11 protein-coding genes and 3 pseudogenes are annotated in these 12,649 nt (G+C 68.9%); 2 read left to right on the top strand and 12 right to left on the bottom strand.

Annotated features, from left to right (window positions below):
• Nucleotides 1-957: 957 nt before the first annotated feature.
• The 5 genes and pseudogenes from AB0A97_RS40845 to AB0A97_RS40825 form a co-directional block, all read right to left on the bottom strand.
• Nucleotides 958-1,413, bottom strand: a complete 456-nt coding sequence (locus AB0A97_RS40845; RefSeq protein WP_361160955.1) for a DUF6099 family protein — start codon at nt 1,411-1,413, stop codon at nt 958-960.
• Nucleotides 1,414-1,547: 134 nt separating this feature from the next.
• Nucleotides 1,548-1,901 (bottom strand): nucleotide pyrophosphohydrolase, encoded by a 354-nt coding sequence (locus AB0A97_RS40840; RefSeq protein ID WP_030021704.1) that lies wholly within the window; start codon nt 1,899-1,901, stop codon nt 1,548-1,550.
• Nucleotides 1,898-2,404 (bottom strand): annotated as a pseudogene (locus tag AB0A97_RS40835) (biotin transporter BioY); the annotation flags it as partial. The pseudogene AB0A97_RS40835 and the gene AB0A97_RS40840, both read right to left, overlap by 4 nt.
• A gap of 570 nt (nt 2,405-2,974) precedes the next feature.
• A pseudogene (locus AB0A97_RS40830) lies at nt 2,975-3,598 on the bottom strand (ATP-binding protein); the annotation flags it as partial.
• Nucleotides 3,599-3,652: 54 nt separating this feature from the next.
• On the bottom strand, nt 3,653-4,042 hold the full coding sequence (locus tag AB0A97_RS40825) for a cell division protein SepF (RefSeq protein WP_031004748.1): 390 nt from the start codon (nt 4,040-4,042) through the stop codon (nt 3,653-3,655).
• Nucleotides 4,043-4,261: 219 nt separating this feature from the next.
• Between AB0A97_RS40825 and AB0A97_RS40820 the strand changes: the two genes are divergently transcribed.
• Nucleotides 4,262-5,419 carry a magnesium and cobalt transport protein CorA gene (locus tag AB0A97_RS40820; RefSeq protein WP_361160953.1) on the top strand — a complete coding sequence of 386 codons (1,158 nt, stop codon included), beginning with the start codon at nt 4,262-4,264 and terminating at the stop codon, nt 5,417-5,419.
• A 135-nt stretch (nt 5,420-5,554) separates the two neighbouring features.
• Nucleotides 5,555-6,136: pseudogene (locus tag AB0A97_RS40815) on the top strand (IS110 family transposase); the annotation flags it as partial.
• An 87-nt stretch (nt 6,137-6,223) separates the two neighbouring features.
• Here AB0A97_RS40815 and folE read toward each other — a convergent pair.
• The 7 genes from folE to AB0A97_RS40780 form a co-directional block, all read right to left on the bottom strand.
• Nucleotides 6,224-6,814, bottom strand: a complete 591-nt coding sequence (gene folE, locus AB0A97_RS40810; RefSeq protein ID WP_361160949.1) for a GTP cyclohydrolase I FolE — start codon at nt 6,812-6,814, stop codon at nt 6,224-6,226.
• Nucleotides 6,814-7,548 (bottom strand): radical SAM protein, encoded by a 735-nt coding sequence (locus AB0A97_RS40805; protein ID WP_361160947.1) that lies wholly within the window; start codon nt 7,546-7,548, stop codon nt 6,814-6,816. Before AB0A97_RS40805 ends, folE begins: the two co-directional genes overlap by 1 nt.
• Nucleotides 7,549-7,558: 10 nt before the next feature.
• Nucleotides 7,559-7,924 carry a 6-carboxytetrahydropterin synthase gene (locus AB0A97_RS40800; RefSeq protein WP_361160944.1) on the bottom strand — a complete coding sequence of 122 codons (366 nt, stop codon included), beginning with the start codon at nt 7,922-7,924 and terminating at the stop codon, nt 7,559-7,561.
• A gap of 103 nt (nt 7,925-8,027) precedes the next feature.
• Entirely contained in the window at nt 8,028-8,702 is a 675-nt protein-coding gene (locus AB0A97_RS40795) for a 7-cyano-7-deazaguanine synthase (protein WP_361160941.1), read from the bottom strand.
• A gap of 156 nt (nt 8,703-8,858) precedes the next feature.
• Nucleotides 8,859-10,109 carry an ATP-grasp domain-containing protein gene (locus tag AB0A97_RS40790; protein WP_361160939.1) on the bottom strand — a complete coding sequence of 417 codons (1,251 nt, stop codon included), beginning with the start codon at nt 10,107-10,109 and terminating at the stop codon, nt 8,859-8,861.
• Nucleotides 10,110-10,523: 414 nt separating this feature from the next.
• Nucleotides 10,524-11,792: an MFS transporter gene (locus AB0A97_RS40785; RefSeq protein ID WP_361160937.1), complete on the bottom strand. Its 1,269-nt coding sequence runs from the start codon at nt 11,790-11,792 to the stop codon at nt 10,524-10,526.
• A 78-nt stretch (nt 11,793-11,870) separates the two neighbouring features.
• Nucleotides 11,871-12,605 carry an XRE family transcriptional regulator gene (locus tag AB0A97_RS40780; RefSeq protein ID WP_361160934.1) on the bottom strand — a complete coding sequence of 245 codons (735 nt, stop codon included), beginning with the start codon at nt 12,603-12,605 and terminating at the stop codon, nt 11,871-11,873.
• Nucleotides 12,606-12,649 lie beyond the last annotated feature (44 nt).

Here is a 12,649-nt window from a genome sequence, read left to right as displayed (position 1 = left end):
TCCCCACAGACGTCCAGCTCGCCGCCTGACCTCCGCCAGTCAAACCACCCCAAACTGAACCCGGGCGCCTTGACGGAAGACATAGAGGCACCCCCCCGCCTCTGACCTCTCAGAGGTCAGCCCTCAGCCCTCAGCTCTGCCCCCTCAGCCCTCAGCTCTGAGCTCCGACGAACTGCCGCCCACATAGGGCAGCCTGACCGGAACTACCTCCGGCCAAATCGCGCCCCCGCATGGGGCGGCCCCCCTCCCCCCGCCCCGGCCCCACCCCCAGTTCCGCTCCCGCTCCCGCTCCCGGCCGGAGCCCGAGGCAGGAACTGCACGCCCATCAACCTGACAACAGACTCATGCACTCCCCACGCTCAAGCTCGCGCACCGTCGCCCCCATCCAGCCCCCAGGCAAGCGTGCGGACATCCGACACACGGCAGACGGCAGACGGCAGACGGCAGACGGCAGACGGCAGACGGCAGACGGCAGACGGCAGACGGCAGACGGCAGGCGGCAGGCGGCAGGCGACAGGCGACAGGCGACAGCGTAGGCAAACAAGCGGCAGGCACAAGGCGTCAAGCCCTCCGCCGACGCCCCAACCAACCTCGCACTCGCCCCGGACCCCACGCCCTCGGCACACACCCGCCCCAGCTCCCCAGGAGCAGCTCCCCCGACGCCCGGAGCAGCTCCCGCCGCCACCGCGAAGCAACTCCCGCCGACACCCGGAGCACCCACCCCGGCGCCCCTGAGCACCTCCCGCCGGCACCGGAGCAACTCCCGCCAACACCCCTGAGCGCCCCCACCGGCACCCATGAGCAGCCCCCGCCGGCACCCGGACCAGCTCCCGCGGACGCCCGGAGCAGCCCCCGCCGACCCCCGGGCCGGCTCCCACGGACGCCCGGAGCGGCTCCCGCCGGCGCCCGGCGGCTCGCGTCGGTCCCTTCAGTAGCTCGCGCCGGTGCGTGCGCCCGTCAGGGTGTGTCGGGGGAGCGTACGGCGAGGTGTTTGAGTATGCCGGTGACCCGGTCTCGGGACTCGTCGGCCACGTCCATCGCCTCCACGCAGGTCCAGTACATCCCCTCCTCGTCCGCCGCGCAGACCACGCCCACCAATGCCTCGCACACCTCGCCGAGCAGCCAGTTCAGCCCTCGCAGGGCCGCCAGGGTGTCCCGTACTTCGGAGAGCTGGGCTGCCCGTGGCCCACCGATCCTCGGCGCGGGGATCAGCAGTACCGCGCTCGTCCTCCCTCCCGCATCGCCCAATCCCCGCGCCCGGGACCGCACTTCGTGCGGCCCGGATATCGCAAGATGGCTGCCCACCGCCTCGGCCAATGCCTGTGCCTGCCACGCCTCGACGACGATCTCCTGGACCGTCTGCGCCTGCGCCAGACCGCGCCGACTGGCCGCGATGATGCGCACCGCGTCCATCCGCGACCCCCTCCCTCAGACCACTGTCAGCTTCGCCGCACCTACCTGCCACTACCCAGCGTGAACTTCAAAGGCCGAAAAGGCCAGAGGAATTCGCAAATCTGTGGACAACCAAGACGATGTGGAAAGATCCTTCACTCCATAGAGTGACGATTGGCTCGTTCGGCCCCCTTCACGGGAAATCGTGTCTCATTACGTTCGATCTTCGCGGCCAGCGCCTGCAGCACATCGATGCCCAGGGCGTCGCAGAACTGCAGGAGGTACGCCAGTACGTCGGCGACCTCGTCCTCGACCCGCCCGGCGGCTGTCGCGTCGCTCATGACCCGCGCCGACTCCTCCGGTGTCAACCACTGAAAAATCTCGACGAGTTCGGCGGCCTCGACGCTGAGAGCCGCGGCCAGGTTCTTGGGGGTGTGGTACTGCTTCCAGTCGCGGGCCGCGGCGAACTCGGCGAGCCGCTTCTGCAGTGCATGGAGATCTTCACTCATGCTCCTAGGTGTAGCACCTGCACCTCGGGCAGCCCTTCGGCGGCCGACGCGTCCCGTACCGTCCCGAGCAGCCGGACGTGCCCGCGCCCGACCATCCGTACGGCGAGTTCCAGCAGCGCCCGCGCCTGCCGGCCGTCGAGACTCCGGTCCAGTCCGTCCGCCATCAGCCCCAGCACCTGGCGGGCGGCGAGCACCTCGCCCGCCGGGTCCATGGCCAGCACCTCCGGGCCCGTGAGGAGCACCAGCGCGAGCGCGACGTAACGCAGCTCGCCGTCCCCGAGCTGCTCCAGCGGCGTCGCCGGCAGCCCGCCGCGCTCGACCAGTGCCCGTATGCCGACCGTGCCGCCGCGTTCCACCGGTTCGGCCCGAAGACCGGCGACCGGCCCGACGCAGCCGGCGCGCACCGCCTCGACCAGCACCGCGTGCCGCCGCGCGCACTCCCTGCTCGTCCGCCCCAGTACGGCGGGGAGGTTGTCGCAGGCGGTACGCAGCCGCCCGTCCCCGGCGGACCATCCCCAGCTTCCGCCGAACATGCCGCCGTCGTCCGCCACCCCCGCACCGCCGGACGCGGCCGCGAAGGCTTCCGGAGAGCCTTCCGGCGGGTCGCCCTCCGTGCGCGCGTCAGCGCATGAACCGGCGCGGGACGGAGGGCGGGAGGCGCTGCCGGAACCAGTGGCACCACGAGTTCCGGCAGCGCCGCGAGTCCCGGTGGTGCCACGGTTTCCTGGGACTCCACGGGGCTCAGCGGCGCCGCTCGGGTCGATGGAACCGCCCAGCCCGTCCGGCGGCCCACTCGGGACGCCCGGCCCACCCGGCCCGCCCTGTCCGGGTCCGGCGGGCTCGACCGGTCCTGGGGTGGCGGCACGGGAGCCATAGCTGCCGCCGACGTTTTCGCGGCTTGCGCGGCCGGCACCGCGGGCACCGGCGGCGCGGGCTCCGGGCACGGCGGCACTCCCGGTCCCGTACCCGCTGCTCCCGGAGCTGCATCTGGTCGCCCCCCTGGGCCCCGGTCCGCTCGCCGCCTCCGTACCCGCCGCCGCGCCCGCACCGCACCCGCTCCCCGGCCCCGCCCCGCGCATCACTTCTGGCCGCGGATCGCACGCGAACACCGACCGCAGCGCCACAACCACCTGTTCCGCCGCCGCCAGCACGAGCCGCTGCCCCGCCGTCTTGCCCGCGACCCGTAACGGCAGCAGCGCCGTACCCAGACGGTCGTCGGGCAGCGGCGCGCGCGTCACGGGTGTCGCTCCGGCCGTGTACCAGGCGGCCTGCACCGCGCGCCGGGCAGGGTCCGTCAGGGCCGTCGACAGCAGGGTCTCGCCACCACCCGTCAGTCGTTCGCCGACGATGCGCAGTTCCGGCTCGGCCTGTACGGCGACGTCGAGCCGGACCGGGCCGACCGGGCCGTCGACCGTGCAGCCGATGCGGAATCCGCGTCTGCCCTGCCCGTCGGGACGCGCCCAGGCCGGTACGCACCCGGCCGCGCCTCCCGGCGCCGCCGCCACGGCCCGCCCGAGCCGGGCACCGCTGCCGAGCCGCGCGAGGATCTCGTACGCCTGCAGCACGCTGGACTTCCCGCTGCCGCTCGCGCCGGTCAGGAGGGTCAACGGGCCCAGCGGGAAGGTCGCGCCACGGTGCGACTTGAAGGCGGACAGACGTAATTCGGTGACCGCCGGGCGCACACTTTCTGTGTCCATACGAGGACGCTAGGCAACCGGCGAAAGCAAAACCGTTACGGCTGCAACGCCTTCCTACGATCGGGGTACGAGACCCGCCGGCGGCTCGGCGACCTCGGTGCCGACGGGCGCGAGCAGGAAGACGTTGGTGTCGACCCGGTGCATCCCGCTGGCGAGCCCGAAGACCACACCGCTGGAGAAGTCCAGGATGCGTTTGGCCACGTCGGCGTCGGCGCTGCTGAGGTCGAGCAGGACGGGGATCTGCGCCATCAGGTACTCGGCGACCTCACGCGCGTCGGCGAAGGTCTGCACCCGGATGACGACGAACCGCCGCATCTCCTCGCCCGGTTCCTCGTCGGGCAGGGCACGGTGATCGGGCCACGAGGGCCATTCACTGCCGCTGCGAAGGGGAACGACCTCGGCGAGCCCTTCCCACTGTTCGTCGGTGGCGTCGGGCCCGTTCACCGAATCACCTCTCCCGGAGGGGCTGGACAACTTCGCTATCTGCATCGCGTAATTGTAGGGATAAACACATATACGTCTTCGGGTGCGACACACGGATGGCGTCACCCGGCTCCCATCCTGCACCATGACCACTGATCACCGCCGACCCCCCGGACATATATCCTGCGACGAGATCCCTTGGTCCTGTTCACTCCCTCTGTTACATAGGTCGGTCCCGTCATGAGCGTCGATCCTCCCGGCCGCGGGCTGCGCGGCCTGCGCGGGCTCCGCAAGCCGGCGAAGAAGCGGCCGGCCGCCGCGGCGCGAGCCGACTCCACGGACGAGTCGCCGGCGCCGGACGCCGGAGCCCCGTCCACCGGCAGTGTCATCAATGCCACTCTTTACCGCGACGGACATCGCCTCAGTACCCACGAAACCCTCGCCGACACCTTCCGGCACCTGCGCACCACGGCCGGCTCCATGGCCTGGATCGGCCTGCACCGGCCGTCGTCCTCCGAATTGGTCACCCTGGCATCGGAATTCGACCTTCACCCGCTGGCCGTCGAGGACGCGCTGGAGGCCCATCAACGGCCGAAACTGGAGCGTTACGGCGACACCCTCTTCGTCGTCCTGCGCGCCGCGCGCTACCTGGACGACCCCGAGGAGGTCGACTTCGGCGAACTGCACGTCTTCGTCGGCCCCGATTTCGTGATCACCGTCCGGCACGGTGGCGCCCCCGACCTGCCCGCCGTACGCCGCCGCATGGAAGCCGCCCCCGAACTGCTCGACCGCGGCCCCGAGGCGGTCCTGTACGCGATTCTCGACGCCGTCGTGGACGATTACGCTCCGGTGATCGCCGGTGTCCAGAACGACATCGACGAGATCGAGACCGAGGTCTTCGGCGGCGACCCGCGCGTTTCCCGCCGTATCTACGAACTGTCCCGCGAGGTCGTGGAATTCCAGCGCGCGACCCGCCCCCTGAACAGCATGCTGGAAAGCCTGACCGCGGGCTTCGAGAAATACGGCATCGACGAGGAACTCCGCCGTTACCTGCGCGACGTCGCCGACCACGCCACCCACACCACCGAACGCGTGGACGGCTTCCGCCAGGCCCTCCAGGACATCCTCACCGTCAACGCCACCCTCGTGAACCAGCAACAGAACGCCGAGATGCGCGCCCTCGCAGAGGCGGGCTTCGAACAGAACGAGGAGATCAAGAAGATCTCCTCGTGGGCGGCCATCCTCTTCGCCCCCACCCTGGTCGGCACCATCTACGGCATGAACTTCGATCACATGCCGGAGTTGCACTGGGTGCTCGGCTACCCCTTCGCCATCGTCCTGATGGCGGTCGTATGTACTGGTTTGTACGTCATCTTCAAGCGCCGGGATTGGCTCTGAGCAACCGGCGTCAGCGCAGGTGTGCCGCGGGTCGAACGCCGCAGAGTGCGCGCGGCGCGCCCCCTTCAGGCCGCTGGGAAGAATCTGGGGAGATGGGCCCGTCCGGTCTCCGGCCGAGACAGCCGTGGACCGCACGTGACAGCGATCTGGGCCGGTATCGACGCCGGGAGACCCATCACCACTGCATGGTGATCGACGAAACCGGTAAGCGGCTGCTGTCCCGACACGTCACCAACAACGAGACGGCATCCCCGGTCGGGCGGTCAACAGAGCTTCTGAGGGCTACCGCGGCGATGGCAAGACCGACGCGAAGGACGCGGCGGTGATCGCCGGTCAGGCCCGCATCCGGCGCGACCTCGCCGTGTTGCGGTCAGGCGACGAGCTGGTGTCCGAGCTGAAGGTCCTCACCCGGCACCGCCGCGACCTCAGCGACGAGCACACCCGGACCATCAACCGGCTCCGCGGCCACCTCACCGAGATCTTCCCTGGTCTGGAGCACGAGCTCGACCTGAGCGTCGGCCCCTGCTTCTCCTAACCGGCTACCAGGCCCCGGCTGCCATCCGTCGGGTCGGCCGCCGACGAATGGCCACCTGGCTGTGCAACCGCAAGGCCCGCAACGCCGACGAACTCGCCGCCAAGGCCGTCCAAGCCGCCGAAGGCCAGCACACCAGCGTCCCCGGCGAGGACATGACCGCCCTCGTGGTGCACTCCCTGGCGATCCGGATCAGGAATCGGCGGCCACAGGGGGCTGCCCCGTACGTGCGGGGACCGCGCCCCCGGCCATCGCCCCGCGGCCCGCCGCGGTCACTTCACCCCGAGCTGGGCGAAGAGTTCCGCCCGGGCACGCTCCGACTGGTCGAACACCCCACGGAAAATGGATGACGACATCGTCGAAGGCGTGCGGATACCGCGCATGGTCATGCAGAGATGTTCACCCCGCCCCATCACGGCCAAGTCATTCGTCCCGGTGATGTCGGAGATCTCGTCTGCGATGTCGACCACGAGTCGTTCCTGTACCTGCAATTTGTGTGCGTGCTTGTGCGCGATACGGGCGAACTTCGAGAGTCCGAGCAGTACCCCGCCGGACTTGTAGGCCACAGTCAGGTCACAGCTGAACGGAAGCAAGTGGTGTTCGCACAACGACCAGACGGTCATGCCCGAGACCATGACCGTCTGGCCCAGGGTACTGCTCTCGAACAGGGTATCCACCTTTCCGGCGTCGTACTCCACGAACTCCTTCCACCATTGGGCATAACGTCGCGGAGTCTCGCGGAGTCCTTCGCGGGTCGGGTCCTCCCCGATTTCGATCAGAATCTGCCGGGCCAGCTCTTCGAGCCGGGCGGCGTCGACGGATACGTCGACCGCTTCCTGCCTTTCCCAGGCGGCTTTCACCATCACACACCCCTGCGGTTCCCCCACGCCTGCACATGGATACGGGTCGACATGTTCCACCGCCGGGCGACGACGGCGTCAACGAGCGACGACATATGGCGGGTCAGCGTCTCCTGGTCCTGTCCCTCCGGCATGATCCAGACGGATTCCAGGCCGTGGCGCGCGACGATGGCGTCGACCTCTTCGAGATCGGCTGGGCCACGGCAGACGAACTTGAAAGCCGCGCCACCGGTGGCGTTCAGGGCCCGCAACGCGACCGGTATTACCGTCCGTTCCGGCCCCATGCCGCTGTGCCGCAATTTGGGCGAGACGTTGAAGCGGGCTTGCGTCGCCGTCAATGCGGGCGATGGCGCGATGGTCCCGTTGGTTTCGATCTCGACGGATACCCCACTCTCCTTCAGCATGTGGCACAGGAGCGTCACGGTTTGCTGCTGCTGGAGTGGTTCACCACCGGAGATGACGACCAGCCGGACATCCATGGCCCTGAGCAGGTCCGCCACGTCGAGGACGTGCATCGCGTGCAATTCGGCCTTCGGATCGTACGCCGTGCCCTCGTTGCTCTGCCCGGTCCAGTCCCAGGTGTACGGCGTATCGCACCAGGTACAGGTCAGATTGCAGCCGCCGAGCCGGACGAAGGAACAGATGCGCCCCATGGAGGGGCCCTCGCCCTGAATCGTCGGACCGAAGATTTCATTGACGACGATCTTCCGGCCGCGCGTTGTCTCCTGCCGGCTCATCGCACCGCTCTTACTTCCCACGGTAGGTGGCCCAGGTCCGGGGCGTTTCCGATACCCGTACACAGCTCAGTTCCGGCAGCCGTTCGACCCACTGGTGATAGACCCACCAGGCCAAATTTTCCGCGGACGGATTCATTCCGGGGACGGCGTCGTTGAGGTGCTGATGGTCGAAGGTCGCGTCGAGCCAGTGCTTGAACTCGTCGAGTTCCCCGAAGTCGCGTACGAAACCGGTCTCGGTGAGTTCCGTGTCGTCGCAGCGGAGTTCGAGAACCACCAGGTAGTTGTGGCCGTGCATTCTGGCGCACTGGTGTCCTGCCGGCAGGGCGCCGAGCTGGTGGCTTGCGGAGAAGTGAAATTCCTTGGTGATCGCATACATGGGTGCAGCTCCGTCCGTTCTGGTCTCTCGATACTCGCCAGGCCGTTTCGGCTGGCATGGGCTCGGCTTCGCCTGGTCCTTCTCGGCTCGCCGGAAGCGGAGTTCACCTCTGATATCGGGTCGGGTCGGTGAGGTCCGCTTCGGCGAACGCGTTGCGGCGGTCGTGGCAGGACGCGCAGCTTCCGCAGTGGAACCGCTCGCCCTTGAAGCACGTCCAAGTCTCGCGCCAGTCGACGCCGAGCTCCGCGCCCAGGAGCAGAACGTCGGCCTTGCGCAGGGTGAGCAGCGGGGCGGTCACCCGGGGTGGTGGATCAGCGAGCCCTTCCAGGGCTCGGGCTTCCATCGCGTTGAACGCCGTCAGAAACGCGGGCGAAGTGTCCGGCGCGGTGGCCGCGTCCTCGGCGAGGAACCCGAGACACATTTCCTGCGCTCCGGCCAGTACGGCATGGGCGTAGGCGACCGTCATAAAGACCGGGTTGCGGTTCGGGACGACATTGACGCTTCCGGTACGGGTGTAGTGCTCGTCGGGAACCGTGACGTCGGCGTCCGTCAGGGAGAAGCCACGCATCAGCCGGGAATAGCCGCCGAGATCGGCGATGGTCAGGTCGATGTTCAGCTTTCCGGCGGCCCGTCCCGCGTACTCCAGTTCCTTGCGGTGGCGCTGGCCGTAGTCGATCGCGATGGCGGATAGTTCTCTTCCCTCGGCCTTGCAGGCGTGGGCGAGCACGACGGAGTCGATGCCGCCGGACAGGACGACCAGCGTCTTGGCCGACGTCATCGGCCTTTCCCTTTCCGTTCGTGTCCGTACGTCGCTCTTTCCCGCGGGGGTGTCTTCCGCAGGCCGAGCAGCGTGGGCAGAGCGCACCGCCGCGGAGCAACCTGGTTGCTCGCGGTCACCCCGGGGTGGGGCCTGGTGAAAGTGTCGCTGCGGAAGTCAAGCATCAGAAGGTCCGTCCGCTTCCCGGTCGATATCGAGTTGTACGAGATCGCGCAAGCGGTGTATTCGCTCACGGACTTGGGCCGCGGTGTCACCGGACACCCACGCGCCCAGCGGGATATTGGTCGTACTGTCCGTGGTGGGGACCCAGTCACCGGGGGCATAGGCGACCAGTACCTTTTCGACACCCGGGCCCGTGGAGAACGCGTCCAGCCCTTTGATCTCCCGCAGGACTCCCGGGGCGCCCTCGTTGCGAACGGCGATCGCGCCGAAGACCGCGTCGAACGTGATGTGCTGCCCCAGCGCTTCCGGGCGCCGGCCGGTGCGGCAGTCGATATCGGCGTAGTAGGGGTTGAAGTCGCTGTGCGCCAGCCACATGTCCGTGACGGGGCCGCCGGCCAGGCGTGCGGCGACCTCGATCAGGTACACGCCGTCCGCGTTGCACTTCACCTCGGTGTGCCCGGGGCCGATACGTACGCCGAAGACATCCAGTACCTCGTGCGTAAAGGCGGCCACCCGGTCCCAGTCCGGGTCCTCGCGGTTGATCTGGACGTTGTTCCAGTAGGGGAAGTCGTAGTCCGAGTCGTCGGGCTGGGAGTAGAACCACATGTCGATGATCTGGTGCTGCCCGTCGTAACTCATGGTGTTCACCGCGATCTCCCGGCCGCGGATGTACTGTTCCACCAGCCACTTCCGGACCGGATCACGGAAGTGGTCGAACTTCACCAGGCGGCCCAGGCCGGCCAGCGCCGCATCGTCGGCAAGCAGCACGGCGCCGTGGGACCCGCCCCCATAGGTGTGTTTCACGATGGCGGGGAAGCCGACCTCGTGCGCGGCGGCGGGGATGTCCGCGATCGATGTGACCGACCGGTACCGGGGGATGCGCAGCCCCGCCTGTCCGGCCACCCGGCGCATCGCGTCCTTGTGGTTCCTGGCATAGGCCAGTTCCACACCGTTGCCGGGGAGGTGAAGCGTGTGGGCCAGACGGTCGGCGAAGTCGACGGACGCATCGCTGCCGGAGAGCACCGCGCGGATGTCGTCCCGGTACGGCTCCAGTTCCTTCAGCATCCCATCGAGGTCCCGGCTGTAGAGGGAGACATCGTCACCATCGGCATGGCACGGCCAGCGTTCTTCCAGCAACTCCTTGCTGAAGGAGTAAAGCGAAATGAGCCGGTATCCTCTGGCCTGGACCGCCCGTTTGTAATGGAGGCCGAATTTCACCGGGTTGAGGACGACGATGCTGGACATGGGGAGTCAACCTCCGTCGTTTCGAACTGCGATGACAAGACACCGAAGCTCCGGGCGTGCAAGCTCCGCGGGGCAGTGGGACGCTCGTTATGTCATCCGGCAGACGCCGCGGTGCGCCTCGGCCCGATGCGGCTCGCCCCCTGCTGCCTCACAGCCCGCTGCGCACGCCCGCCCGGGCGCGCTGTTACCGACGCACCTACCGCGCCCGCGCACAGGTTTCCTGGAGAGCGATAAAACAGAATTTTCTGTATTTATCATTCCCCGTCTTTCCCGGCCTCAATAATCCCATTTATCGGGTCAGTGAAGGACGGTTTTTTCTGCAACCGTTCATGAGGTCGGGGAGTTCGCGGCGCGCACGCGCGAACACACCGCCGGCGCCTCGTGGCCCACCCCGCGGACACCGGAGCCGCGCCATCAACCGCGCGTGGCACCGGAGCCGTTCGCGTCGGCCGTCAGCGGCTCCGCACTCGTCCGCGCGCCCCAGCCGAACACCGCGGCCAGCAGAGCCACCGCGGGCACCACGAGCAGTGCCGTCCCGCTTCCCCGGGCGGCTGCGAACTGCGCGAAGACCGCGGCGCCGACCGCGCCCCCGGCCAGATCGAGGCTGCTGAGCCAGGACATCGTCTCGGTCATCCGGCCGGGCGGCGCGAGTTCGCCGCCGATCGTCCGCAGCGTCCCGAACGTGGAACCGATGGCCAGCCCGGCCACCGGGCAGAGCAGCAGCACCATCTCCGGGGACAGCCGCGTGCCCAGGCACAGCACTCCCGTACCGAGGACGAAGACGATCAGGAGGACGAATGCCTTCGGCCCACGGGCCAGCAGGTCGGGTACGGCCCCCAGACCGAAGCTCCCCACCACGCTGCCGACGGACAGTGCGCCGAGGTAGAGACCGGTGTACGCGCCGGCGTCGTGCTCCTTGGCGTACAGCGGCAGGAGCACGTCGACGGCGGTCACGGCGGTCACGAACAGTCCGCTCGCGGCCAGCAGCCGCCGCAAGGGGCGTGAGGCCAGCGGCCCCAGCCAGTGCCCCCGGGCGCCGGCTGCGGAACGCGGCGCGGGCGGGGCGTCCACCAGCAGGAGGACCGAAAGCGCCGTCAGCGTCGCGGTGACGAAGAACGGGGCGACGGGCGACACCGACAGGCTCAGCCAGCCGGCCAGCACCGGGCCGGTGATCAGCGCGGCGCCCATCATGGACGAATCCAGGGCCATGGCCGTCGTCAGCGTCGCCCCCTCGCCCGCCGAACACCACACCGCGCGCATCATGACCGCGACCGGCGGGGCGGTGGCCCCCAGGCCGACCGCGGTGATCAGGATCACCGGCGCGGGCCCCCCGTTCCGCACCATGAACAGCAGCAGCGCGGTCACCGTCAGATGGGCGGTAAGGAAGCCCAGCAGGACCGGTCGTGGCGCGTACCGGTCGATCAGCCGTCCGCGCAGCGGCGCCGTCACCCCCTGCCCGATCGCCGAACCGCTCACCATCAGGCCCGCGGTGCCGTACGAGTAGTCCCGGCCGACCAACAGCAGCAGGCTCAATGCGACCATGCTGGGCGGGAGTTTGGAGATGCTTCCGACGAGCGCGTTCCTCCAGAAGCCCGGGACCGCCATCAGGTCCCGGTAACTGGAGAGCACACGCCGTGGGGCACGGCCGTCCGGGGCGGCGGACACTTCCGGGGCAGCAGACATCGACTCGATCCCTGGTACGGAGGGGAGACGGACAGCCACCAGCCACCACGTTCGGGAGCGGCGGCCCGCAACGACGGTTCAGCGGTGGGCGGAGAGTATCGCGCGGAGATTCTCCGCGGCTCGGGCCGGCGCGTCCCGCTGGGGCCGGCTGTCGCAACACGGCGGCCTGGCTATCCGTCCGGCCACCGACGTGGCCGAGCCGCAGACGCCGCTCGCCGGACCGGCCGGACCTCCCGCGCAGGGTGTGAAGATCAGGATGATGAGGCGGGTGCCGGGTGAGGTGGTGGGCTGTGCCATGCACATCTTGACCCAGCCCGGACCGCTCCGCGCATGCTGCAGCGGACGCCTGTCCTCGTCCGGGTGGACGGCCACACCGGCGGTCTCGTAGAGGGGCGCCGCGCAGGGATCCGTCAGTACGGCCGCCTCGAACCGGCGCAGCGTGTTGTCGTCGGGGCGGGCGGCCAGATCGGCCCGCAGGAGGGGCAGGAGGTGCGGTGCCCAGGTGGTGGCCCAGTCGGTGAGCAGGGGCCGACCGTCGAAGAGCATCCACTGCATCGTATTGGTGGGGCGTTTCCCGTACGGAAAAATATCGGTGAAGGGCTGATTGTGGGCAAGAATGTTCCATGACGCGTCAATGACACAGGCGGCGTGGGTCATTCCGGCGACAGCCTCCTGCCACACCTGGGGCACCTCCTGCCCGGACTGCGGCGTGAGGGGCCTGGGCGGGTCGCCGATGCCGGCGTAGCGGCACAGGGCCACCCATTCCAGCTCGGAAAGCCGCAGCAGCAGGGCGAGATCCCGCAGAAAGTCCACGGGCGGATTCCGGTACTTGCCGGACTCCAGACGCTGATAGGTCC

Origin of the sequence: Streptomyces sp. NPDC045470 (assembly GCF_040646595.1) — a bacterium.
Taxonomy (GTDB): Bacteria; Actinomycetota; Actinomycetes; order Streptomycetales; family Streptomycetaceae; genus Streptomyces.
Note: the sequence above shows the minus strand (reverse complement) of the source record. Positions and strands in the feature narration are given on the sequence as shown.

Excerpts from the sequence above, each read along its gene's own strand:
- AB0A97_RS40845 (WP_361160955.1), bottom strand. The coding sequence starts at position 1,413 with ATGGACGCGGTGCGCATCATCGCGGCCAGTCGGCGCGGTCTGGCGCAG.
- AB0A97_RS40840 (WP_030021704.1), bottom strand. The coding sequence starts at position 1,901 with ATGAGTGAAGATCTCCATGCACTGCAGAAGCGGCTCGCCGAGTTCGCC.
- AB0A97_RS40820 (WP_361160953.1), top strand. The coding sequence starts at position 4,262 with ATGAGCGTCGATCCTCCCGGCCGCGGGCTGCGCGGCCTGCGCGGGCTC.
- folE (WP_361160949.1), bottom strand. The coding sequence starts at position 6,814 with ATGGTGAAAGCCGCCTGGGAAAGGCAGGAAGCGGTCGACGTATCCGTC.
- AB0A97_RS40805 (WP_361160947.1), bottom strand. The coding sequence starts at position 7,548 with ATGAGCCGGCAGGAGACAACGCGCGGCCGGAAGATCGTCGTCAATGAA.
- AB0A97_RS40800 (WP_361160944.1), bottom strand. The coding sequence starts at position 7,924 with ATGTATGCGATCACCAAGGAATTTCACTTCTCCGCAAGCCACCAGCTC.
- AB0A97_RS40795 (WP_361160941.1), bottom strand. The coding sequence starts at position 8,702 with ATGACGTCGGCCAAGACGCTGGTCGTCCTGTCCGGCGGCATCGACTCC.
- AB0A97_RS40790 (WP_361160939.1), bottom strand. The coding sequence starts at position 10,109 with ATGTCCAGCATCGTCGTCCTCAACCCGGTGAAATTCGGCCTCCATTAC.
- AB0A97_RS40785 (WP_361160937.1), bottom strand. The coding sequence starts at position 11,792 with ATGTCTGCTGCCCCGGAAGTGTCCGCCGCCCCGGACGGCCGTGCCCCA.